A 21858-nucleotide genomic window follows, 5' to 3' on the forward strand; every position below is an offset into this window, starting at 1 on the left:
TATTTTACCCAATTATAAAACTAAGTCGAATAAATATAATGGGCGTTATCAAATGAAGTCATCGAATTGGGAGAAACAATAATGAACCGCGAAAAAACAACTTACGTCATTCTAGGTGGCACCTCAGGTATTGGAGAAGCTATCGCTCAGCTCGTTAATCACGAAGAGAATATCGTCCATGTTGCTAGTCGCTCAACTGGTCTAGATATCAGCAACGAGAAAGAGATGCACTGCTACTTCGAATCCATCGGTGCTTTCGACCACCTTATTGTCACTGCAGGATCAGCGGCGCCTGCAGGCAAAGTAACCGATGTAGCCATTGACGATGCTAAAGGAGCATTTGACGTCAAATTCTGGGGCTCCATCAACGCTGCAAAACAAGCTGCTCGCTTTATCAAGCCAAACGGCACCATTACGTTTACGACGGGCATGTTATCTCGAAAAGTCGTTCCTAACACTTATGCAAAAACCGCAATGAATGCCGCACTAGAAGCGGTGACAAAGATCTTGGCTAGAGAACTAGCGCCAATTCGCGTCAATGCCGTCAGCCCTGGCTTAACAAAAACCACCGCATACAAAGGAATGGATCAAACAACCCGCGATACCATGTACGAAAATGCCAAGAACAATCTACCTGTTGGCAAAGTTGGTGAAGCGCAAGATGTCGCAAAAGCGTATTTGTTTGCTATCGAAAACACTTATATGACTGGCGCCATTATTGATGTCGATGGCGGCGCGTTAATCAACTAAGTCAAAACCAAGCCTACTCTTATTACAGGTATTCATCATGAAGCTTTATATCTATGACCATTGCCCGTTCAGTGCACGTGTTCGCTACGTGGCGGGAATGCTCAACTTATCACTGGATATTGTCACACTAGATTATGACGACGACACAACTACAAAAAACATCATCGGCAGTAAGCAAGTTCCTGTGTTTGTCACAGGTAGCGGAAAAGCCATGGCGGAGAGTCTCGATATCATCGGTTATCTGCTCGACTTAGCAGATTCGGCAGAAAACAGTACGCCATCTCAAGACGTGATGAGATGGCAGAAGGATGCCTTCTTACCACTGCAGAAAATTGGATATCCACGTTGGAGCGCCTTGCCACTCAAAGAGTTCTCCACCGCCAGTGCAAAAAAAGCATGGCGTACTAAAAAAGAAACCTATGAGCTTAATTTCAACAGCTTGTTAGAAGACACATCGCAGATCGCCTCACAAGCAGAGGTGCTGATCACTCAGGCGAATGAACTTCTCCAACTAGGTACCGGAAGTCGCAGGAAATTGGTGGACGAGGCTATTGTATTTTCCATTCTAAGAGGCTTTTTCAGTGCACCTGAAGTGCGCTGGGAGCCAAGTGTTGCCGATTGGATGGTCACTCAAAGTCAAAGTACTCAGGTGAAATTACTCAACAACGAACAATACCAATAACTCCGAAATTCAATATTTGTGGCCTTTGCCAGTCACGACGAAGGCTACGTAAGGTGTACGATTATGGAAAGCAAAAACTACGCAAATATTATCGTTTTCACAGGATTACTCGCCGCAGCAAGTGCCATCATTAACGCCGATCTTTACGATGGTACCTGGTCTGAAGTCGCTACCATTGCAGCCGCAATAATGATTCCCGTAACTGCCTACTTCAATAGGAAGAATGTCGCACTGTCTTTTCTTTTACCACTATTTTTTACCACCATTGTCGTTAGAAATGCTGATCAACATGATTGGTCAATGATTGGTTGGATAGCGGCAATATCTTATCTGCCGTTGCTCGCACAGTGTGTTGTAGTCATGCGACGTACCTTTATCAAAGAAGGTCCGACAGAAACAGCATTAAGTATGCTGCGTATATTCATCGGTATGAACTGGTTAACGCACTGTACAGAAAAACTGTTTGTTTCTTCCCACGACGCTGGCTTGGTTAACTTTTTTGCCAACGGATTTGGTAACTTGGTGGTTGGACACCCATTAACGGATTCAACCGCCAATATTCTGATTGTGCTTGGCGGCCTAGTGGAACTGGCTACTGCTATTTCATTGGGACTAGGGGTACTTTCTCGGTTTGGAGCGTTCATGTCAGCAGGATATCTGATTGTTGCCCAGATAGTGGGTGGACACTTTGCCGTTGGTTATACGTGGATTTTACCGGGTGGAGGATGGGAATTGGCGTTCTATTACTTTATGGTCACCATACCATTTATGCTTCCAAACGTAGGTGGCTCTGTCGCTTTGGAACGGATGAAGTTCGCTCGCTCTTAATCAAGTAAAACAAGGGGGACTTACCATGTCCCCTTGTTCGATCACTACTAAAAACCAGTGCCTACTTGAAAATAAATGGCGTTATCCGATTCACTGGTAGCCACATCGATCCCTGCACGCAAGCCATAGCGACGGGCTATAAGGTAACGAAAACCAACACCATAGCTATAATGGTTATTGGTTGTAAAAATCGAGTCGCCATCATCAACGGCGGTACCTAATCCACCAAAAACAGAAGCAGACCAACGCATAGTCATTTGCCAAGTTAATTGGGTTTCTAACGAGGCTGTTGTGTCACCTTGGTATCGCTCTCTAGCAATGCCGCGCATATTGATATCAGGGTATACAGGTGTTGGTAAGTAACGCTCACTGGTACTTAGCGTGTTGTATTGCCCTTTGAAACCAAGGTTCCACGATTCTTTAATTGGAAAATAGTGTATCCCTTTAAATGTGAACGTATCAAAATCGTAGTCACTACCAAAACTCTTTCTAAACATGCGATATTCACCACTGTAATCCCCACCAGCAGAGGGGTATAAGAAGCTATTCCGTGTGTCATGTTCAACCAATAACCCCAGCATTGAAAATGTAGAATCTAATGAAGGATAGAACTCTCGCTGATGACGATCATGCTGACGTTCGATGGAATTTAGTGATAACGTAGATTGAATAAAAGCTTGTGAGATCCCTAATAACAATGGCGTGTCAGCGACTCTAAATTGCAATTTCTGTAGTTCTCCATACCCTTTCATATTCAGCTCAAACTTACTGACGTGTTCACCGCTACCATAGAAATCCATATTCACGTCACCATAAAATGCACCACCAAGATAGCGGATACTGTCACGCTTCCATGAGTGCCGATGACCCACAAATCCAGCCCAAGTACCATTATCTGTCCCAAAAGCACCACCTACAGTGATGGCTGGCGTTAGCAATTGAGCACCACCATTTACCGATGTCATCGACAACTTTCTACGCTTTTCTTTCTGCGCCTCCGATTCATGCAAGAATACTCCCATCACACCACCGCCATACCCAACGGCAGGTTCGGTCACGAGTATTGGTACAGGCAAAAAACCATAAGCATTTTCAGCTAGGTATTCGCCCATATCAAACTGATGATCAACTGGATCGGTAAAACTAGTAGCAATGCTGTGACTTGAAGCGATTGAAACCGTCAAAACAATAATAGAGAGGGAAGCTCTCACGGTAAGATCCTCGTTACTGGCAACATTAGGGAAAACAACTCATGTGTAAACGTTGGCGTATAGTAACGAGGACGAAGATAAGATTTATCACTAAACAATAAGAGTGGAATAAAACTGAAATAGTGTATGACAATCAATCGCTTTATTTTTATTTTATCTAATCAGGCGGGCACTTACAGACCAGCCTGAACGAAAAACAGGTGCTCTGAGAGCACCTGTTTTTCATTAACTAAGCAATTTTACGAATAAAGTGCTTGTTCCGTCCTCAAACCTTTTATTAGGCTAAAACACATCAATAGCAGAACAAAAGTAAACGGCAGAGCCGTTGCCACCACGCCAGACTGCAATGCTTGAAGCGCCTCTTTACCGCCAATCCACAACATTACTGCTGCAATTGCCCCTTCAATACACGCCCAAAATATCCTCTGGGGTACTGGCGCATCAATCTTGCCGCCAGCAGTGATGCTATCGATAACCAACGAGCCAGAATCCGAAGACGTTATAAAGAAAATCAAAATAAGAACAATGGAGATCACGGACAAAATAGAGCCAAATGGTAAAGCATCGTATACGTGAAATAGCGTTAGTGAAATGTCGGTTAAACCATTCGCCCCCAACTCACCTACATGATTTGCCACTTGATCTATAGCGATCCCGCCAAATACTGACATCCATATTAACGTCACTGCAGTTGGAATAAAGATAACCGCTAACAAGAACTCTCGTACCGTGCGTCCTTTCGAGACTCGAGCAATGAACATCCCAACGAATGGAGACCAAGAAATCCACCACGCCCAATAGAATACCGTCCAACCATGCATCCAGACAGTGTCTTCACGGCCATGAGGACTACTGAGCGCAATGATATTTTCTACGTAACCAAGCGTTGTATTCCAGATTGACGGCAGAGCGACATCCAGACTCACAGCCGTGACAAAAATCAGCAATAAGAAGGCCACAACCATATTGATGTTACTAAGAACCTTTACTCCACCATCAATACCACGCACCACTGACATAACCGCGATTAAGGTAACAAATGCAATCACCGCCAGTTGCATACCAATGCCACCGTCTAGACCAAATACATAGTTGATGCCACTTGTCGCTTGTTGAGCACCTAAACCCAGTGATGTCGCTAGACCAAACAAAGTCGCCAACACCGCCATGATATCAATCACGTGGCCTAGCCAACCCCAAGCTCGGTCACCGAATACTGGATAGAATGCTGAGCGAATAGATAGAGGCAACCCCTTGTTGTAGGTGAAAAACGCGAGTGATAACGCCACAATAGCGTAAATACCCCAACCATGGATGCCCCAGTGAAACAGCGTTGCCCCCATAGCAAGTGATTTAGCTGCTTCCGTATTGGGCTCTACATTGAGTGGTGTTCCCCACCAGTCAGTAAAATAAGCCGTTGGCTCCGCCACTCCCCAAAATAGTAAGCCGATACCCATACCAGCCGCAAACAGCATCGCCAACCATGAAATGGTTGAATGGTCAGTTGTTGCATTTTTACCACCGATACGAATTTTCCCAAGAGGAGAAATCAATAACGCGACGGCAAAGAATAGGAGAAAATTGGTTGCCCACATGAAGAAGACATCAAAGTCATTAATGATGCCATTTTTAAGACCATTGAGAGCGTTGAGTGCGGTTGCTGGCTCGACGATAAGAAGGGAAATTAGGCTGAGAATAACAAGCGCTGCGCTTGTTCCGAATACGGGGTTGTGTATATCGAAACCCCACTTTTGAATGTTGTCCTGACCTACTTGATAGTCAGTGGTTTCGATACTGTACTTCTTTAATGCATTGTCCATAAATACTACTACTACTACTACGTGTCCAAATTGCTTTCCTCGAAAAGGAAAAAACTAGAAACCGCCCTCCATTTAATTAGAACTCTAACAATTAATTTCGGGCAAAATGCTATCACACGCACAAAAATGATTCAAATAGCTCAATTTTTCATAGTGAAAATTAGAAAACACTCAAAATCAGCCATAAAAAGCAATGAACTCTAATCATTAGAATACAAACTAATTGACATTAGACGTGCTTTATCCCACCAATCTGCATTAGTGAGAGCAGCGAATAACAGCATTAGCGTATGCCAGAAGTAACGAGGGCTATTTGGTCAGCTTTTCAGCAATAAGGTAGGTATGAAGCTCTGGGTGTTGGTCGAACTCCAAATGACGAATTGTGCAGCCAAGTTTAATGAAAAGCTCTAAAAAGCCATTAGTCCCAAGAGACGAGTAATACACTTCTGGCCCCATGAAATCATCAGTATGCTGCCCTGCTTCTTGTGTGCCTCCAAAAGAAAAAACAAACACACCGCCCGGATTTAGACTAGCAATAATCTTCGTTATAACAGTGACTTGCTGTTCTAGAGGAATATGCCAAATACTGTCCCATGCAGTGATAAAATCATAGTTACTTGGTAGATCAGCGATACAGATGTCTTGATGATAAAAGGGAACATCTGGATGACGTTCGCGAGCAAGCTGAATCATTTTACTCGAGATATCCATCCCCTCAGGTTGAAACCCTACTTGTTGCAACAGATTGATAAATCGTCCGGTACACCCACAACCGATATCGAGCGCCTTACCTCTAGACGAAATAAACTCAATCGCTCGTTTATGAGCTTCGATGCCATTGTCGAGATTAAACTCTTCACTCAACCACAGGTGAGTAATCTGATCGTAAGCTTTCCCTATTTGTTCTGGCGTCATCTTGTTCCCAACTTGTCTATTTCCCTGAGTACTATTGCTATCTCACTATAAAACATATTGATGTTTAACGCTTTCTTTAGAGTGACCGCCAACGAATTTTGCAGAAATACCTTTAAGCCCATCCTAGACTCTTAATGACAAAATCCGAGGGAGAGTGAACATGCAGCAATTCTTGCGCCTAACATCCATCACGCACAGTTTTAAGGTGGGATTATCTCGGCGACTGATTTGGCGAGTGCTGTTCATCGCCGTACTCAGTGCCGCGATTAACGCTGCTCAGTTCTATTTCTTTTACTCTCAAACGCTCGATGTGCTCGCTGAACAGCTCTCGTTTCAGTTGCTTCCCGAAGAGTTTGCAGCGGTAGCTAACTCCATGCCTTCAATGTACCAAGCCATGAGTAATTGGCTGATTTTATTACTGTTACTTCAATTAGCACTGGCAACGTGGGCTGGATGCTGGCTCAGCTACCGTCTTTATGGTCCGGTAGAGCGGATTCGACAAGCTCTGGTCGACATCTCCTTAGGTAGGCTAACGACAGAAGTGAAGACTCGGAGCGGTGATGAACTCAGCGACATTGCAGAAAATGTCAGTGACAGTGCCGCTCGCCTACAAGTGATCGTATTAAGCATGAAGCAAAGCCTTGATGGTCTAGATAGCAGCGCGATGACTCCAGAACAAACTGCTCACATCGAAATGGTTCGCAGTAATCTAGACTACTTTGAGACCATTGATGTTGGCCCATCCAATGAAGCCGAGCCGTCTAATGACTTTAACTCGGAACGCTAACTTGGCGTCATGGCAACCGTGGTTACTTACGTTATTGCTTACCTTATTACTCACCATGGGTAGTAGCCAAGCCGTGAACGCTCCCCAAGCAATCGTCGGTCAAGGAATTCAACTGGTTCAAGTTGGACAAGTCACACAAGCCAAGTCAAAGTTGAACCAGTTGCCACAGCCTTATTCAGGAGAAGCACTATTCTTGGCAGCGCGTATTGCAGAAGCAGAAAACAACTGGACAACAGCGATGACCCTGTATCGCGAATATTTAGCCAGTAACCCTTTTAGCGTGCACCAATTAGAAGCAAGGGCGGCATTTGCACTATTGCGAGCCTACCAAAATGATCCGTTACTTGGCGACTTCTTCACTCTAGTTAAGCTACGCGACCTAAATCATATTCAGCAACTTCAAAACACTAGCGCCAGGCTATATGCCACACATCCGCAAGCGCCGTTGGCGATTCGCGGACAGCTTCTGACCGCATACAGTTTGTTAGAACTAGCTCAACAACCCCAAACAGCATTGCAACTTTACCTTTCCATTGCAGAAGATACTCAGAATGCCGATGCAGATTGGTACATTCAGGCATTGTTTGGGGCGGCTTTCGCAGCCATTCGCGCCAACCGTTTACCGCTAGCCCAACGAGCTATCAATGACATACAGGGTAAATTGAACTCTAGTTGGGGCAGCCGCAACAGCCTGTTAGCGAGAAGTTGGCAACAGCGCATCAACGCCATGACCTTCATGTTGCCTCTCGCACAACAAACGACAGTATCAACAACGCCATTTTTATGGGGAGTCGGCGCAAGGTTGCTGTTAGATAACCCTGTAGGTAGTGGTAACAACTTCGCGCCAATCTGGCACACGCTTACCAATAATGATTTACGGGTAAACAGCGTCAGTTTGTGGATCACTCAGGACAGCGATTGGAACTGGCTGCGCACAGATTTACTTCGCGGCGCTCATTTGCATGGTTATATTCCTATGATTAATTACTGGTTTTTTGGTGACAAAATCAGCCCTGACTACGTCACTGCCAATCGTCAACGTTATCTTGAACAGATCAAAAACCAGCTGATTCCGTTGTTGCGAGACCTTCCTCAAGCCTATCTAATTTTGGAGCCTGAGTTTAACAAACAGGGTATTGAATCTTGGGACGAGTGGGATCCATTAATGCTGGAGGTGATCCAACTAATACGAAAAGGGGCACCGCAAGTTAAAGTAGGATTGGGGCTGGGTGATTGGGATAAACCCGGTGGCAAACCGAGTTACGCCAGCGCTGAGCAAGCCATTGAAGCCAGTGATTTTGTGGCAAGTATGCTAATGCTCTCTAGTTATACTGAGCGGGCTCACGCCGCGCCAGATTGGTCCGCTTGGGTTCGAGCTTTACGACTAGGCGATAGGTTAAAAAAACGCTTCAACAAACCGTGGATGCTGGCGTATTTATCAATCGCATCTCAACCAGCATGGGAGCAGCAGCAAGCGGTGGAGATTGACAAGCTGGCATTTTATCTGCCGATGCTTCGTAGTCTTGGTCTGTTTGCCCTTAATTGGTTCTCTCTTACTGATGAACCCGAGCAGCAAGGTTGGTTTGCCGAAGCAGAACAAAGCTTTGGACTTCTTAAAGCCAGCTACCAACCCAAGCCCGCATTGGCTGACTATCAACAACTCATCAACGCGCATCGTAATGAAAAAACGCCTCAAGTTAAGCAGTTTCACGCCAAACTAATGGCAAATCGTCAGCTCGAAATCAAAGCTCAGTTAGCACACTGGACTCGCTGGGAAGTCGTTATTCAACAAGACACCAACACATGGCTTGAAAAAGGCGTTGGTGATGCCTTTACTATTCATTGGAATGGACAAATGCTGCCAACTTGGGCTGAAAATGGCGAGGTGTCTGTAACGCTGGTCCTCAATGGTACTATTCACAACTCACTGGTAACGAACTGGAACGTCCCTCTTAATTTCCACCAGCAAGCCTTCAATGAACAGGTTTCACTCAACAGATGGCAAACTTGGAAGCAAGCACCGGAACAGAGCATTGCACTTGAGCAGCTAAGTTCGGGTATTCCTGCAGCCATTGAGCTTGTTCTAAAGCGGCTTACTTCCCCTCAACTCGAGGCGCTGCATATCGGGCTCATAGACCAAATTGGCTTCCAACAAACCGTCTCCGCCTCTTCTTACGCCTATCAAATCGGTGATAGCATCGCCATTTATGTCCCATTGCAACAACTCAATCGACAATGGGTCAAATACGTCGACGGTAAACCAATATGGCGAGATAAACCCAGCGGCGTCATTTCTGTCGTATTACAAAATAGTAGCGCTGAGAATGTCGCGTTTGAAGTGAGTAGAATGAATCACTTTAAACCGTAATTTTAGACATACTGCTAATAAAAAAGGCCACTTATGCCACTAAACATAAATGACCTCATTTAGAATACCGTGAGACTTATTTGCCTAACACACAAGCGTCAATCAGTGACTTAATATCTAGCACGTGCTTTCTCAACATAGACTTAGCTTCTTCAATCTCACCATCGCTAAGCATTTGGTAAATACGACGATGATCATCGAGGATCTCAGCATAAGCATCTTCCGTACTGGTTAGGTGACTACGAATGGCCCCAATGTGGAACTGAACTAACTGGTAGCTCTTCTGCAGTAACGAGTTGTTGCAGTGTTTGAAAAAGGATTCATGGAACTCACCGTCTAACAATAAGAACGCTTTGAAGTCTTTGTTCTTAAATTTGTGTTCCATTTTAACGATGCTAATTTCTAGGCTTTCCAAAAATGCTTGAGAGTCATTTCGCATTGATTCTTCAATTGCGATTGGCTCTAAATAGCTTCGAAAATTACATAGTTCAACAATAGACTTTTCATCTGGTTGAAAAACAAAGCTACCTTTCTGAGGAATGATATCGATCAACCCTTCTTGCTTAAGAATAAACAGTGCTTCTCTTACGGGCGTTTTACTGACTCCAAACGTTTCTGACAGTGACGCTTCTGAGAGTGGTTGACCTAGCTTCAATTCACCACTCACAATTGAATAGCGTAAATTCTCAGCAACATTTTCTGTTAAACTTTTAGGGCGAGTGATGACTTTCAATCTCGTTACCTCATGATTAATTCTACTGACGTTAGTCTACCCCAATATCTTATTGTTGACAGCAACTAATAAGTGGCGAGACCGGCTTACTCATGCATGTTAATAACACATATTATATTTATTTAATTTAGCTATATCACTCGTTGTTTCAGTGCGTTAAATCGCATTTGGTTAAAGACCTCGAAATTTAAACTAGAAACATTGCCGTCATCGCTAGGTACATACTACCGGAGTATAGAAACGCTTTTTTCTTCGATTCCGGGCTTTCGAATTGAGCACCCAAAATGAAACCCATAAAGTACAGCGCGGCACTAGCAGTGACAAAACCGAGTGTGTATAACATAACGGCTGCGTTTGTTGGCATTTCGAATAAATGCACGTAGCCATGAAAACAAGCAAAAGAGGCTAGCATATAGACTAACCATCGACTCAATTGTCGACCCGAAACACCAAACGTCAACACCACTCCTACTAAGACCACCGATAAGGCGATCAAACTCTCAAACATCGGGATATAAAAACCCGTCACTGCTATTCCGGCACCGAAAACCAAACTTAACGCAAGCACGCTAAGTGAGACCCATTTCATTGATTTGTCACGGCCAAAGTACAAGCTGCAAACTAAACCAATACCCATCATAGCTGCAACATGGTCAACACCGGAAAGTGGGTGCAGCATACCCGATAGAAATCCTACTTCAGAGTGACCGGGATGGGCACTTGCCAAAGAAGGAAAGAGTAAAGCCAATAGCATCCACGCGTTTTTCATAAACCTAGCCTTTTTGTTTATTAGAGAGTTCAAATGACGGCAACGTCTTATTGCAACCAAATTACGACAACTAACATATCAGATACCAATGGTTATTTTTTATAAATATTTTCTTTTAATGGCATCGATCACATTTAGAGAAAAACATCATTAAACTTAGTATGACAAACTAGATAACTATCAATTTTGAACTTAAAGTATCTGACATATCACATCAAAGAAAAATCACTACCATTTTATAAACGTGGCAGATAATGACGACTCGGAGTACGAAAATGCATATTCATTTGGATCTTGTCGGTGGAATTGCTGGTGACATGTTTACAGCATCCATGCTTGATGCATTACCAGACTTGGAGTTACCGCTGCTAGCTGCTCTTGATGCGGTGAAAGAGACCGCACAAGTTAATTATTGGACTGAGAGTGCGTTAGATAAGGGCTTAACCGGTAAACGCTTCTATGTTGAAAGTCAGCATGGTGCAACGGGTGACCATCACCATCACCATCACCATCACCATCACCATCACGAGCATAGAAGTTGGAAACATATACGACAGCTAATTTCTGAGTTGCCGTTAGATGAACCGATTAAAAAAAACGCGCTTGGTATCTTTGGACTTCTCGCGGAAGCAGAGGCGAAAATCCACGGTAAAAGTGTCGAGGATGTCCACTTTCATGAGGTAGGCGCGTGGGATTGTATTATCGATATCCTATCTGCTAGCTGGCTGATAGAACACTCCAAAGCCACATCATGGTCGTGCTCAGATATTCCATGGGGCGGAGGCACTGTAAAATGTGCTCACGGCGATATCCCAGTTCCTGCTCCGGCGACCTTATCGTTGCTAAATGGCTTTCAGATGATAGATGACGGTATCAAAGGAGAGCGCGTGACCCCAACTGGCGCTGCTATCCTTGCATGGCTCAATCCTTCACATAACGTAGCTAAGGGGCAAGTCTTTGACATAGGTTACGGTTTTGGCAAACGCAAACTAGATGGAAGAGCAAACCTTCTGCGAACCACCTTGCTGAAAACAAAGGAAGGCTGTCACAACAACCATGAAGAAATCTGTGTCATTCAATTTGATATTGATGATATGACTGGAGAGTTACTCGCGATCGCTAGGGAGAAAATTCGCGCTCAACACGGCGTACTTGAAGTGACCGAGACCGTGGCGCATGGTAAGAAAAATCGCCATATTAATACCATAACGGTACTCACTCAGTTAACGGTTCAAAACCCTATGATTGAGTTTATATTCAATCATACCTCAACTCTTGGTGTACGTTATTGGACCTGCCAACGAAAGATATTACCTCGCCACCATCATCAAGTCACAATCGATGGTAGTCAATATGACGTAAAAACGGCAGAGCGACCTGATGGTACCTTGACCAGCAAAATAGAATCGAGTCAATTAGAGCAGCCCCGCATGACCCTGAGCCGTCAGATTGAAATCAAATCACTTACAGAGAAGCTAGCGACCCATGAATTCAATAAACAACAAGATTGAGAGATTAGAAAATCAGCTCCAACAACTTGGTAAGGTCACTGTTGCGGTAAGTGGCGGTGTAGACAGCATGACACTCGCCTTTGTTGCTCACCGAGTGTTGGGTGCCAACGCAAAAATGGTTCACTCCATCTCTCCCGCTGTCCCGCCACAAGACACCCAGCGGATTGAGGACTTTGCTACTAGGTACGGATGGAATATGATGTTTGTGGAAAGCGGCGAGATAGATACTCCAAACTACCAATCCAACCCTGTCAATCGCTGCTACTACTGTAAATCATGCCTCTACACGACACTCGGAAGCTTATCATTTGGACAAGTGGTATCAGGCACAAACTTAGACGATTTAGATGATTACCGACCTGGCTTAATCGCTGCAAAGGAACACCGAGTGGTGCATCCTTTTGTCGATGCTTCAATCAATAAGCAAGATATCCGTGATATTGCTAATCAATTAGGACTACCTAAGCTGTCTAAGTTGCCCGCTTCTCCTTGCTTAGCCAGCAGGATAGAAACCGGTATTTACATCAATGAAAGTAACTTAAATTTAGTCAATTCGGTCGAACAATACTTACGAACCAAAGTAGAAAGTAATACGCTTCGTTGTCGTGTTCAAAAGCAGCGTTTAAGCATAGAGCTTGATACTCAAACCATAACAGCCCTAAGTGAATCTGAGATTAAAGTACTAACACAGCAAATAACGGTCATAGCCAGAAAGTTTGAGGCTTCCGTTCCCATTCAGTTTATGCCCTACCAGCGAGGCAGTGCGTTTATTGGAGAGAAAGAATGTCAGGCATAATAATCGATTTTGAACGCAAGCAACGCTGTGGTGTTGAAGAAGCTATCTTATGCTCTAGTAAGAGCCCGCTTCAAATAGAACAGATTATTCAAATGGCTCTAGAACGAGATGCGCGAATGTTGTTCACTCGCTTATCACTAGAAAAGTGGCAATCTTTAAGTCCCACCTTTCATCCGAAGCTATCTTATTGCTCTGTTTCTGAAACCGCTATTTTGGGAACAATACCAGACCTTACACAACAAGAAAGCCCTATTGCTATCGTGTCAGGAGGGTCTTCGGATACTAACATCTGTCATGAAATCTTACGGACGTTAAACTATCATGGCGTGAGTGCTTCACTGTATGAAGATGTTGGAGTTTCTGCGTTGTGGCGCTTAACAAACGCACTGGAAGACATTAACAAGGCCAAGATCATAATAGCAGTCGCGGGTATGGAAGCGGCACTGCCAACGGTTTTAGCAGGTCTAACACCTAGACCTATTATTGCGGTGCCTACTTCTGTTGGCTACGGCGTGTCAAATGGTGGTGAGCTCGCCCTACACTCTTGCTTAGGAAGCTGTGCTGCAGGCGTCATGACCATGAATATTGATAATGGATTTGGTGCTGCCTGCGCAGCGATCAAGCTACTAAACAGTTTCCAGCATAATTGATCACAAAAGAAAAAGGGCTCAGATGAGCCCTTTGTAACGATTGCTATTCAATCCAAGGCAATAAACTGCCTGATTCATCAAACTCAAACGCTATCGATTCCGAAATACAATCTACGCCCTCTAGCGACTCGACGACATCTTTCAGCCCTTCTGATACATAAATATTGTCGAGTTCAAGCGTGTTTTTTATCCACACGATTTTCGCATTCTGAATATCATGAATCGGTCCTGTTTTCAGCGCAAATACAATCGCTTCTCGGTCATTCCCCATAACCATGGGGATCTTTGCAGTCGCTAACGTACCCGCCGTCGCTGCGTTAGTGTACATCGCGGAAAAGTCTAGGTTTTGCACCAATTGACGAGTAGTAATGTCAGCCATGCCAATCCCAACGCCATTACCGTGAGTTGCTTCTGTAAGAGAAAGTACTACAGTGCTTGAAATATTAGGCCCAGTAAAGCCACTGACACCGGATCCCGGACGTCCTGTCACGTTCGGGTCCATCCCTTCACCGCTGATGTTCTTGCCGATTTCCTGAATAATCAGTACATCGATATCCGGTATCTTAATCGTCGCAATATTCTGTTTGGCTTTTTCCAAGTACTTCGGTTCGAGCGATAAGATATCGGCCTGTTCTACCACCTCAATATCCATTAACTCATCATAAGCATTTTCTACTAAGCCAATAGCGAAAGGCACGTTGATTTGTTCCAGCAAACGACCTCCTGCTTCAGGAATTACTCGATGAAAATTGTGGAATCCATACCGGTGAAGTGATGAAGCACCAACGTGATTCCCTAACCCAATACACAGCATTTTCAGTAAACCGCTTTCGACCTGACCTTTGAAATCAGCATGAGGTTTAATTTTATTACAGAGAATAATGCCGTCCGCTTCCATCGCCACTTTATCTAAGTAGAGCGAGACTCCATCAGACATTTGAGCAACTTCAATAACCTCCATGGAGGAAACGATAGGTACCTCCATGGAACTTTCTGTAATGCCGTAAGTTGCCAGTATCTTGGTTTGCCCTTCAGCATTCGCCGAACCATGACTACCCATAGAAGGAACAATAAAAGGGATAGCACCATGGCGCTTTAAAAACTGTATCGTTTGTTGGAGCACTGGTATTAGTCCAGAGATCCCACGACTACCAACCGTAATGGCCAAGCGTTGTCCCTGCAAACGTTCTGGATTAGGATAACGTGCTAATTCTTGGTTTATACGCTGAGGAATATCTTCCAGCTTGTTTCGGCTAAAGTGCTGACGCACCTTCACCATTTTAGGCAGCTCGCACTCAAAGCCACCATCTAACGTAAACTTTATTTCTCTATCAAACATGACTTACTTCTCACCAAGAATGAAAACGAAAAGAGAGGGCATTGCCCTCCCAAACAGTGGATGTAGAATTTGTGACTACTTAGCTTTTAGATGTCACTTCTTGAATAGTTGCCATCCATGCGTCATAGACGTCAGCACCTAGTTTTTCTTTGTACTCTTGACGTACTGGCTCAGTCGCATCAATAAATAGTTGAAGTTGTTCTTCACTCAGTGCGTTCACTTGTGTACCCTGCTTCTTAAACTCTTCAATCTGTTGACCTTCTTCCGCAGACACTAATTCCTGTTGATAAATTTCTGCGTCACGCATAGAGCCCTTGATTAATTCTTGGTCTTCTGCAGATAGGCCGTGCCAAAACTCTAGATTCATTACAGGGATATAGAAGGTAACTACGTGACTTGTCAGGCTTACATAATCCTGTACTTCATAGAAACGCTGCGCGTAGATATGCGCGATTGGGTTCTCTTGACCATCAATCACTCCTTGTTGAAGTCCAGAGTATACCTCACCAAAGTTCATTGGTGTCGCTGAAGCGTTTAGCGAGTTAAATGTCTTAACATGCGCAGGAACCTTCATTGTTCTAATTTTCAGACCTTTTAGATCTTCAGGTGTTTCTACTGGACGGCTGTTATTTGTAACGTGACGAACACCATTCTCTAACCAGCCGATACCTTGAAGGTTCATGTTGTTAAGTTTTGTTAGTAACTGGTCGCCAGCTGGGCTATGCACCGTATCTAGTGCCGCCTGCTTGCTTGGGTAGATAAATGGAAGTTCTACTACGTCAAAGGATGGATCCCAAGATGAATAAAAAGAAGAAGGAGATACCGCCATTTGAAGCATGCCAGATTGAACACCTTCAATCATCTCACGGTCAGGGCCCATTTGAGAGTTGGCAAAAATTTGGACTTCGAACTTACCCTCTGATTTAGTCTCAACGTCTTCTTTGAATTTTTCTAGAGCTCTATGTAAGTGATAGTTTTCATTAGCACCATGTCCAATTCGGATTGTCGTTGCTGACATTACAGAAGTTGATAGTGCGAGCATAGATACCGCGGTAGCCATAATTAGTTTTTTCATTGTGCCCTCGTTTCTCGTTTGCAGGGTGACTCTGGTTCATCGTTAAAGGCCGCTACATAGCGTGCAGCAACAATATAAGTATTCTTCACTCCATCTAACATCTGACATATCAGATGCTAGATGTTAATTATTACCGACTAATCTAATTATTGCTGTGAGAATGGTCACGAATATATAACGCTTTTTATTAATACTAGAAATAAAAAAAGCCTTAGTATGAACTAAGGCTCTTATTTACTACTCTAAAGTATTAGTACTATCCAATTAATTCTGTAAGGAATAGTGACAGCTCTGGTATAAATGTAACTGCCAATAATAATACTAACATCGATAATAAGAATGGAATTAATGCTCTTGATATTTTCTCTATACTTACATTAGAAACTTGGCTTGCAACAAATATATTAACTCCCAACGGAGGGGTACAGAAACCAATTGCCAAGTTAACCGTTAATATTACACCAAATACAATAGGATCAACGCCTATCTGTTTGACTACAGGTAATAGAATCGGGGTAAGTATGATAATCGCCGAAATGGTCTCCATAAACATACCAATTATCAACAACATACCATTAATTAATAGCAATAAGACTACTGGATTATCAGACAGTCCTACCAGAGTACTAGCAACCACAGATGGTATTTGTTCAAACGTAACCAAGCGACCAAATGCTGCTGCAAATACCACAAGAACTAGAATTGTTGCTGATGTTAGAGTCGAACGAGCGAATATTTTTGGCAAGTCGGAGAATGAGATTTCTTTATATATAAATAGACCACAAATCACTGCATAAACAACCGCAACCGCCCCTGCTTCAGTTGGTGTAAATACACCACCATAAATACCACCAAGAATAATACCTGGAACAATTAAAGCCCAAATTGATTCTTTAAACTGTGCACCAACTCCAGCCCATGAAAATGGCGTAGGTTCCACATCCATAATAGGCTGATTGCGAACAACTACTCGGCTCATTGCCATAAAGGTAAGTCCGAATAAAACGCCTGGAATAATACCAGCTAAGAATAACTTACCAATAGAGACTTCTGCAGATACACCATAAATAATAAATGGAATACTTGGCGGAATCATAACCCCAATCATGCCAGCAGATGCCGTTAATGCTGATGAGAAATCCTTTTTATAACCTTGCTGAGTCATTGAAGGAATAATATTAGAGCCGATTGCTGCCACCGTTGCTGGCGCTGAACCAGAAATAGCCGCGAAAAACATGGAAGCTATCACGTTTACGTAACAAAGAGAAGCTCGAATATGCCCAACAAGAGAATATGCAAAACCGATAATACGTGCAGACAGACCACCTTTTTGCATCAAATCACCAGCCAAAACAAACAGCGGTACAGCAATAAGTGGGAACGAATCAGCCCCTGTCACAATTGAGCGAGCCATCAAACTTAATGGCGGCGTGCCGTCAACAAAGCTCATCACGAACAGAGAGCTCATTCCTAAACTCATTGCAATGGGCATACCTAGGATTAATAAGAGGCCCAAAGCGCAAAATAGTATAATTCCAGACATTTTATACCTCTACTGGCGATGATGTTTGTGTTGGTTTTACAACGTAAAACTGAATAATTCTAAATACGGATAGCAGCGAACCTACCGGAGCGGATGCATACATAATGGCAATTGGAAGGTTAAGTACCACTGACTTTTGCGATAGAACATAGGGAAGAGTAATAAGTTTGTAAGACTGGTATGCCATTGTTAATAAGAAGGCAACAATGGCAATATCAATCAAAATTTCTAGTACTCGTTTTGCCTTCGCCGGAAGTAGGTCTTGGAAAAACGTAACTTTTACATGCTTTCTTTCTTTAAAAGCATAGGCGATACCAATCCAAATAAACCAAATAAACGTCCATAAGGTGAGCTCTTCAGACCAAGACAATGCATTTTGAAATACATACCGCATCACTACTTGGACTGTAATCAATATTACAATTCCCGCGAGAAGTAACCCGCCAAGGGCCGCTTCTAAATTGTCATTTAACCATTTCATCATACTAGTCTCATCGTTATCTGATTACTGATATGTCAGATATCATAGACCTCAAACAACGCCAAAAACAGTCAAAAGCATCAATTAAACCGTCAAATATCGAGTTTCTTGTGATTGATCACAGTTTGAAAACATCAGAATTCCGATCTTAAAATTCAACTGATATGTTAGATCTCAGATATCAAATATTACAACAAAGAGGTGATGTGACATGACTGCTGAGACCAAATTCAAAGTCTATGTATCCGACTATGACTATCCAGATCTGGAGATTGAGCGCAGTGTTTTGGAACCAATTGGCGCAGAAGTTATCGGCCTAAAATGTAAAACCGGTATTGGACTTGGTGAGTTAGCTAAAGACGCTGACGCTATTTTGCAGCAATATGCCAAAATCCCTCGCACCACTATTGAGCAGCTAGACAACTGTAAGATCATTTGCCGTTACGGTATTGGCGTGGATATTTTGGATGTAGAAGCGTGTTATGACCACGGCATCAAAGTATCTAACGTCCCAGACTACTGTATTGATGAAGTCGCTGATCACTCAATTTCACTAGGCTTGACACTGTTTAGACGCATTCCTGCCTACAACAAGTTCACCCATGAGGGCCAATGGCACTGGGATATCGACGGCTTAGTTCCTAAACGTTTTCGCTCTTCTACATGGGGTTTGATTGGCTTTGGTCGCATTGCCCAAAACATCGCCAAAAAGATGACTGCATTGGGTTTCAAAGTTATCTCTTTTGATCCTTATGTATCAGGTTCTTATATGAACACCTTTGGCGTAGAGAAAGTCGATCTTGATACTCTGATCAGTACGTCTGACGTCGTTAATGTGATGTGTCCACATACACCAGAAACCGACCGCTTAATCAATGAAGATCGTCTACGTCAAATGAAGTCGAATGCCGTACTTGTTAATGGTGCTCGCGGGAAAGTTGTTGATAACAAAGCACTTTACAAAGCACTTGTTGAAGGTTGGATAGCGTCTGCCGGTCTTGATGATCCAGAAGAAGAGCCTGCGAAACTCGATAATTGGAACCCTAATGACAACCCAATTTTTGGTTTAGACAACTGTATTGTGACACCACATGTTGCTTATGTTTCACAAGAAGCTTTCCAAGAATGTCGTCGCATTGCCGCAGAAAACGCAAAAGCCGTTTTATTAGGTGGTGAGCCTCTAGATCCAGTAGCGTGTGTCAAAACTCCAATTTCGGAACAGTAATCATGAGACAGACAACTATTGCCGCCATTGAAGAGCATCAGGTTTTCGCTATCGTTCGTGGCCTTGAACCGGACAATGTTCGCCCAACGATGGAAGCACTATACAGCGGCGGAATTCGTTTAGTCGAAGTGACATTTGACCGAAAAAACGGTGACGAAAATACGTTGGCAGCACTCGATATTCTCGCCAGCGAGTTTCAAGACAAACTGATCTTCGGGGCAGGCACCGTCACTACGGTGGAGCAAGTCAAAGCTGTCAAAGCCCTGGGTGGACAATTTATCGTTTCCCCAGACTTTAATGCAGACGTCGTTAAGGCAACCCGCGAATGCGATATGGTTTCATTGCCCGGCATTATGACACCAACCGAAGCCGTACAAGCCAATGAAGCTGGTGCTGACTTTATCAAGCTGTTTCCAGGAGGTTTGTTAGGACCTGAATATCTAGCTGCATTAAGTGCCCCTCTGTCGGATCTTAAATTTATTGCTGTTGGTGGTGTTGATGCAGACAACATCTCTGACTTCGCTAAAGCTGGCGCAGTTGGGTTTGGTATTGGCTCTAACTTGGTCAACAACACTCTCGTTGCAAACAACGAATTTGAAAAAATCTACCAAAATGCTTGTCGTTTTAAGCAAGCGATTGAATCTATTAGGAAGTAAAAATGGAATACGCAAAAAAAATCATTAACCCTCGTCCAGAAGTAAACGAAGAGCTCATCGCAAAGTGTGCAGAAATGACTGATGTTTTGAGCGTAAGTGCGGTCTTTAGTGATGCGTTTAAACGCGATGGTGTTATGGATCACGAGATCAAATTCCGTTCATCAAACAAGCCATTTATTGGTACTGCACTTACTGTAAAACTTAAGCCAGGCGACATCGTTGATTGTCTTCCAATCTTCGACATTGCTAAACCGGGCGATGTGGTTGTTATAGACGCAAACGGCACACCAAATACCTCAATCTGGGGTGGCTTAATGTCTGGCCTAGCTCGTGCTGCAGGTGTTGTCGGTGCAGTTGTTGACGGTTCTGTTCGTGATACTGATGAGTCAAAAGTGCTAGGTTTCCCAATCGCATCTCGATCTGTATCACCTCGCGCAGCGCACTCAGCAGAGACTGGCCGCACTGAACCAATCGAAATCAACGTACCAGTTGTTGCTGGTGGCCAAATTGTTAAACCTGGTGACCTAGTGGTTGCAGATGAGCTAGGTGTAACCGTAGTTCCTTACGAATTTGTAGAAGAAGTTTATCCAGCAGCTAAACAGCTTTCTGAAAATGAAAAGAAAGTACGTGAAGAGATTCTTAACGGTGCAACAGTAGAGCAGCTTCTAGCTAAGTTTGGCCGCATCTAAACATGACAGAGGCCCATTGAAAAATGGGTCTCTTCAGAGGGATATTCCATTGATCATTACAATAGATACTGGCACTACCAATACTCGCGTAGCGCTATTTGATGGTAAACAACGCGTTGATCTGGTTAAGGCGAATATCGGTGTTCGTAATACCAGTATCGACGGCAATAATCAGCAATTGATTAGTATTATTGCCAATGCTATTAGTCAGCTGAAAAAGACTCACTCTCTGCAAGATTCGGATATTGAAGCCATACTAGCTGCTGGGATGATTACCTCTAACTTAGGTTTATACGAGGTTCCACATCTTGTCGCTCCAGTTTCTCTCGAGAGCTTTGCCAACAACATCAAATCGGTCGTGATTCCAGAAGTTTCAGCTTTGCCAATCCACTTTATACCAGGCGTGAAAAACCTCGACACTGAAAACCTTCAGTCTGTTGTTGGTTTGGATATCATGCGAGGTGAAGAAGTTGAAGCACTAGCGATTGTTGATTTGTTTAACATTGAACAGGACGCCATAATTGCTCTCCCTGGTTCACACTCAAAGTTTGTTGCGGTTGACTCTAAGCAGACAATTAGAGGGTGCTGCACCACGCTTGCTGGTGAATTAAATGCCATCGTGACGCACCACACCATTCTTACCAACTCATTGGAAGACCGTTTTTCTGATACGTTGTGCAACGAGTCTCTATTAGAAGGTTATCAATCGGCTGACCGTTATGGTCTTGGTCACGCTCTGTTTATGATTCGACTTCAGGAACAATTCGGTGGCAAACAGCATGATCAGCTCGCCAGCTTCCTAATCGGTGTGATACTGCATTCTGACATAAAGGCTCTAAGCTCCGCTCCACAACTGCACTTTAACTCAGAAACTCCAGTGTACATCGGTGGCTCAGGATTGCTCTGCGAAGCGACCGCTACGCTACTTAATTACCAATTCCCTGATAACTCTGTGACTCGCTGTGAAGGTGTTCATGATTTGTCAGCTATTGGCTCTATTTATGTCGCCCAGAAGGCGAACCTTATTTAG

At 43.6% G+C, this 21858-nt stretch carries 21 protein-coding genes; 12 read left to right on the top strand and 9 right to left on the bottom strand.

Going from position 1 to position 21858, the window contains the following annotated elements:
• Positions 1-66 precede the first annotated feature (66 nt).
• The 3 genes from MMA19_RS06065 to MMA19_RS06075 all read left to right on the top strand — a co-directional run bounded on the left by MMA19_RS06065 (position 67) and on the right by MMA19_RS06075 (position 2260).
• Entirely contained in the window at positions 67-750 is a 684-nt protein-coding gene (locus tag MMA19_RS06065; RefSeq protein WP_096443991.1) for an SDR family oxidoreductase, read from the top strand.
• A gap of 37 nt (positions 751-787) precedes the next feature.
• Positions 788-1432, top strand: a complete 645-nt coding sequence (grxB, locus tag MMA19_RS06070) for a glutaredoxin 2 (protein WP_006070163.1) — start codon at positions 788-790, stop codon at positions 1430-1432.
• Between the two features lie 63 nt (positions 1433-1495).
• On the top strand, positions 1496-2260 hold the full coding sequence (locus MMA19_RS06075; protein ID WP_006070164.1) for a DoxX family membrane protein: 765 nt from the start codon (positions 1496-1498) through the stop codon (positions 2258-2260).
• A 47-nt stretch (positions 2261-2307) separates the two neighbouring features.
• On the opposite strand, the gene MMA19_RS06080 is transcribed toward MMA19_RS06075, so the two are convergent.
• The 3 genes from MMA19_RS06080 to MMA19_RS06090 all read right to left on the bottom strand — a co-directional run bounded on the left by MMA19_RS06080 (position 2308) and on the right by MMA19_RS06090 (position 6206).
• The gene (locus MMA19_RS06080; protein WP_240205771.1) at positions 2308-3471 is read right to left on the bottom strand and encodes a glyceraldehyde-3-phosphate dehydrogenase; all 1164 of its coding nucleotides are present in this window, start codon (positions 3469-3471) and stop codon (positions 2308-2310) included.
• Between the two features lie 239 nt (positions 3472-3710).
• Positions 3711-5291, bottom strand: a complete 1581-nt coding sequence (locus MMA19_RS06085; protein WP_240205772.1) for a BCCT family transporter — start codon at positions 5289-5291, stop codon at positions 3711-3713.
• Positions 5292-5600: 309 nt separating this feature from the next.
• Positions 5601-6206, bottom strand: a complete 606-nt coding sequence (locus MMA19_RS06090; protein ID WP_240205773.1) for a class I SAM-dependent methyltransferase — start codon at positions 6204-6206, stop codon at positions 5601-5603.
• Positions 6207-6366: 160 nt separating this feature from the next.
• Between MMA19_RS06090 and MMA19_RS06095 the strand changes: the two genes are divergently transcribed.
• Together MMA19_RS06095 and MMA19_RS06100 are read left to right on the top strand one after the other, a co-directional pair.
• A complete protein-coding gene (locus tag MMA19_RS06095; RefSeq protein WP_236110000.1) occupies positions 6367-6993 on the top strand; it encodes a hypothetical protein in 627 nt (208 codons plus the stop codon).
• On the top strand, positions 6971-9361 hold the full coding sequence (locus tag MMA19_RS06100) for a hypothetical protein (RefSeq protein WP_240205774.1): 2391 nt from the start codon (positions 6971-6973) through the stop codon (positions 9359-9361). The genes MMA19_RS06095 and MMA19_RS06100 overlap by 23 nt, the downstream gene beginning before the upstream one ends.
• Before the next feature lie 76 nt (positions 9362-9437).
• Here MMA19_RS06100 and MMA19_RS06105 read toward each other — a convergent pair whose 3' ends face one another.
• Positions 9438-10094, bottom strand: coding sequence for a GntR family transcriptional regulator (locus MMA19_RS06105; RefSeq protein ID WP_006070170.1), 657 nt, complete (start codon positions 10092-10094; stop codon positions 9438-9440).
• A 187-nt stretch (positions 10095-10281) separates the two neighbouring features.
• A complete protein-coding gene (locus MMA19_RS06110) occupies positions 10282-10863 on the bottom strand; it encodes a HupE/UreJ family protein (RefSeq protein ID WP_240205775.1) in 582 nt (193 codons plus the stop codon).
• A 275-nt stretch (positions 10864-11138) separates the two neighbouring features.
• Here MMA19_RS06110 and MMA19_RS06115 point away from each other — a divergent pair, with 275 nt between their 5' ends.
• Genes MMA19_RS06115 through larB form a run of 3 tightly spaced genes read left to right on the top strand, consistent with a single transcriptional unit; the run spans position 11139 to position 13820 of the window.
• Positions 11139-12374, top strand: a complete 1236-nt coding sequence (locus MMA19_RS06115; protein WP_240205776.1) for a LarC family nickel insertion protein — start codon at positions 11139-11141, stop codon at positions 12372-12374.
• Positions 12349-13170: an ATP-dependent sacrificial sulfur transferase LarE gene (gene larE, locus MMA19_RS06120; RefSeq protein WP_240205777.1), complete on the top strand. Its 822-nt coding sequence runs from the start codon at positions 12349-12351 to the stop codon at positions 13168-13170. The genes MMA19_RS06115 and larE overlap by 26 nt, the downstream gene beginning before the upstream one ends.
• Positions 13158-13820, top strand: coding sequence for a nickel pincer cofactor biosynthesis protein LarB (gene larB / locus MMA19_RS06125; protein ID WP_236110005.1), 663 nt, complete (start codon positions 13158-13160; stop codon positions 13818-13820). Before larE ends, larB begins: the two co-directional genes overlap by 13 nt.
• A gap of 43 nt (positions 13821-13863) precedes the next feature.
• On the opposite strand, the gene MMA19_RS06130 is transcribed toward larB, so the two are convergent.
• The 4 genes from MMA19_RS06130 to MMA19_RS06145 all read right to left on the bottom strand — a co-directional run bounded on the left by MMA19_RS06130 (position 13864) and on the right by MMA19_RS06145 (position 18261).
• A complete protein-coding gene (locus MMA19_RS06130; RefSeq protein ID WP_240205778.1) occupies positions 13864-15159 on the bottom strand; it encodes a DUF362 domain-containing protein in 1296 nt (431 codons plus the stop codon).
• Between the two features lie 79 nt (positions 15160-15238).
• Positions 15239-16234 carry a TRAP transporter substrate-binding protein gene (locus MMA19_RS06135; RefSeq protein ID WP_006070176.1) on the bottom strand — a complete coding sequence of 332 codons (996 nt, stop codon included), beginning with the start codon at positions 16232-16234 and terminating at the stop codon, positions 15239-15241.
• A 256-nt stretch (positions 16235-16490) separates the two neighbouring features.
• Positions 16491-17777, bottom strand: a complete 1287-nt coding sequence (locus MMA19_RS06140) for a TRAP transporter large permease (RefSeq protein ID WP_062461902.1) — start codon at positions 17775-17777, stop codon at positions 16491-16493.
• A gap of 1 nt (position 17778) precedes the next feature.
• Positions 17779-18261 carry a TRAP transporter small permease gene (locus tag MMA19_RS06145; RefSeq protein ID WP_240205779.1) on the bottom strand — a complete coding sequence of 161 codons (483 nt, stop codon included), beginning with the start codon at positions 18259-18261 and terminating at the stop codon, positions 17779-17781.
• Between the two features lie 208 nt (positions 18262-18469).
• Here MMA19_RS06145 and MMA19_RS06150 point away from each other — a divergent pair, with 208 nt between their 5' ends.
• Genes MMA19_RS06150 through MMA19_RS06165 form a run of 4 tightly spaced genes read left to right on the top strand, consistent with a single transcriptional unit; the run spans position 18470 to position 21858 of the window.
• The gene (locus MMA19_RS06150) at positions 18470-19483 is read left to right on the top strand and encodes a C-terminal binding protein (protein WP_240205780.1); all 1014 of its coding nucleotides are present in this window, start codon (positions 18470-18472) and stop codon (positions 19481-19483) included.
• A 2-nt stretch (positions 19484-19485) separates the two neighbouring features.
• The gene (locus MMA19_RS06155; RefSeq protein ID WP_240205781.1) at positions 19486-20139 is read left to right on the top strand and encodes a bifunctional 4-hydroxy-2-oxoglutarate aldolase/2-dehydro-3-deoxy-phosphogluconate aldolase; all 654 of its coding nucleotides are present in this window, start codon (positions 19486-19488) and stop codon (positions 20137-20139) included.
• Between the two features lie 2 nt (positions 20140-20141).
• Positions 20142-20828 (top strand): RraA family protein, encoded by a 687-nt coding sequence (locus MMA19_RS06160; RefSeq protein WP_240205782.1) that lies wholly within the window; start codon positions 20142-20144, stop codon positions 20826-20828.
• A gap of 49 nt (positions 20829-20877) precedes the next feature.
• Positions 20878-21858 (top strand): 2-dehydro-3-deoxygalactonokinase, encoded by a 981-nt coding sequence (locus MMA19_RS06165; RefSeq protein WP_240205783.1) that lies wholly within the window; start codon positions 20878-20880, stop codon positions 21856-21858.

The organism is Vibrio sp. CyArs1, from assembly GCF_022432925.1.
Lineage (GTDB): Bacteria > Pseudomonadota > Gammaproteobacteria > Enterobacterales > Vibrionaceae > Vibrio > Vibrio mediterranei.

Excerpts from the sequence above, each read along its gene's own strand:
- grxB (WP_006070163.1), top strand. The coding sequence starts at position 788 with ATGAAGCTTTATATCTATGACCATTGCCCGTTCAGTGCACGTGTTCGC.
- MMA19_RS06075 (WP_006070164.1), top strand. The coding sequence starts at position 1,496 with ATGGAAAGCAAAAACTACGCAAATATTATCGTTTTCACAGGATTACTC.
- MMA19_RS06085 (WP_240205772.1), bottom strand. The coding sequence starts at position 5,291 with ATGGACAATGCATTAAAGAAGTACAGTATCGAAACCACTGACTATCAA.
- MMA19_RS06090 (WP_240205773.1), bottom strand. The coding sequence starts at position 6,206 with ATGACGCCAGAACAAATAGGGAAAGCTTACGATCAGATTACTCACCTG.
- MMA19_RS06095 (WP_236110000.1), top strand. The coding sequence starts at position 6,367 with ATGCAGCAATTCTTGCGCCTAACATCCATCACGCACAGTTTTAAGGTG.
- MMA19_RS06100 (WP_240205774.1), top strand. The coding sequence starts at position 6,971 with ATGACTTTAACTCGGAACGCTAACTTGGCGTCATGGCAACCGTGGTTA.
- MMA19_RS06110 (WP_240205775.1), bottom strand. The coding sequence starts at position 10,863 with ATGAAAAACGCGTGGATGCTATTGGCTTTACTCTTTCCTTCTTTGGCA.
- MMA19_RS06115 (WP_240205776.1), top strand. The coding sequence starts at position 11,139 with ATGCATATTCATTTGGATCTTGTCGGTGGAATTGCTGGTGACATGTTT.
- larE (WP_240205777.1), top strand. The coding sequence starts at position 12,349 with ATGAATTCAATAAACAACAAGATTGAGAGATTAGAAAATCAGCTCCAA.
- larB (WP_236110005.1), top strand. The coding sequence starts at position 13,158 with ATGTCAGGCATAATAATCGATTTTGAACGCAAGCAACGCTGTGGTGTT.
- MMA19_RS06130 (WP_240205778.1), bottom strand. The coding sequence starts at position 15,159 with ATGTTTGATAGAGAAATAAAGTTTACGTTAGATGGTGGCTTTGAGTGC.
- MMA19_RS06135 (WP_006070176.1), bottom strand. The coding sequence starts at position 16,234 with ATGAAAAAACTAATTATGGCTACCGCGGTATCTATGCTCGCACTATCA.
- MMA19_RS06140 (WP_062461902.1), bottom strand. The coding sequence starts at position 17,777 with ATGTCTGGAATTATACTATTTTGCGCTTTGGGCCTCTTATTAATCCTA.
- MMA19_RS06145 (WP_240205779.1), bottom strand. The coding sequence starts at position 18,261 with ATGATGAAATGGTTAAATGACAATTTAGAAGCGGCCCTTGGCGGGTTA.
- MMA19_RS06150 (WP_240205780.1), top strand. The coding sequence starts at position 18,470 with ATGACTGCTGAGACCAAATTCAAAGTCTATGTATCCGACTATGACTAT.
- MMA19_RS06155 (WP_240205781.1), top strand. The coding sequence starts at position 19,486 with ATGAGACAGACAACTATTGCCGCCATTGAAGAGCATCAGGTTTTCGCT.
- MMA19_RS06160 (WP_240205782.1), top strand. The coding sequence starts at position 20,142 with ATGGAATACGCAAAAAAAATCATTAACCCTCGTCCAGAAGTAAACGAA.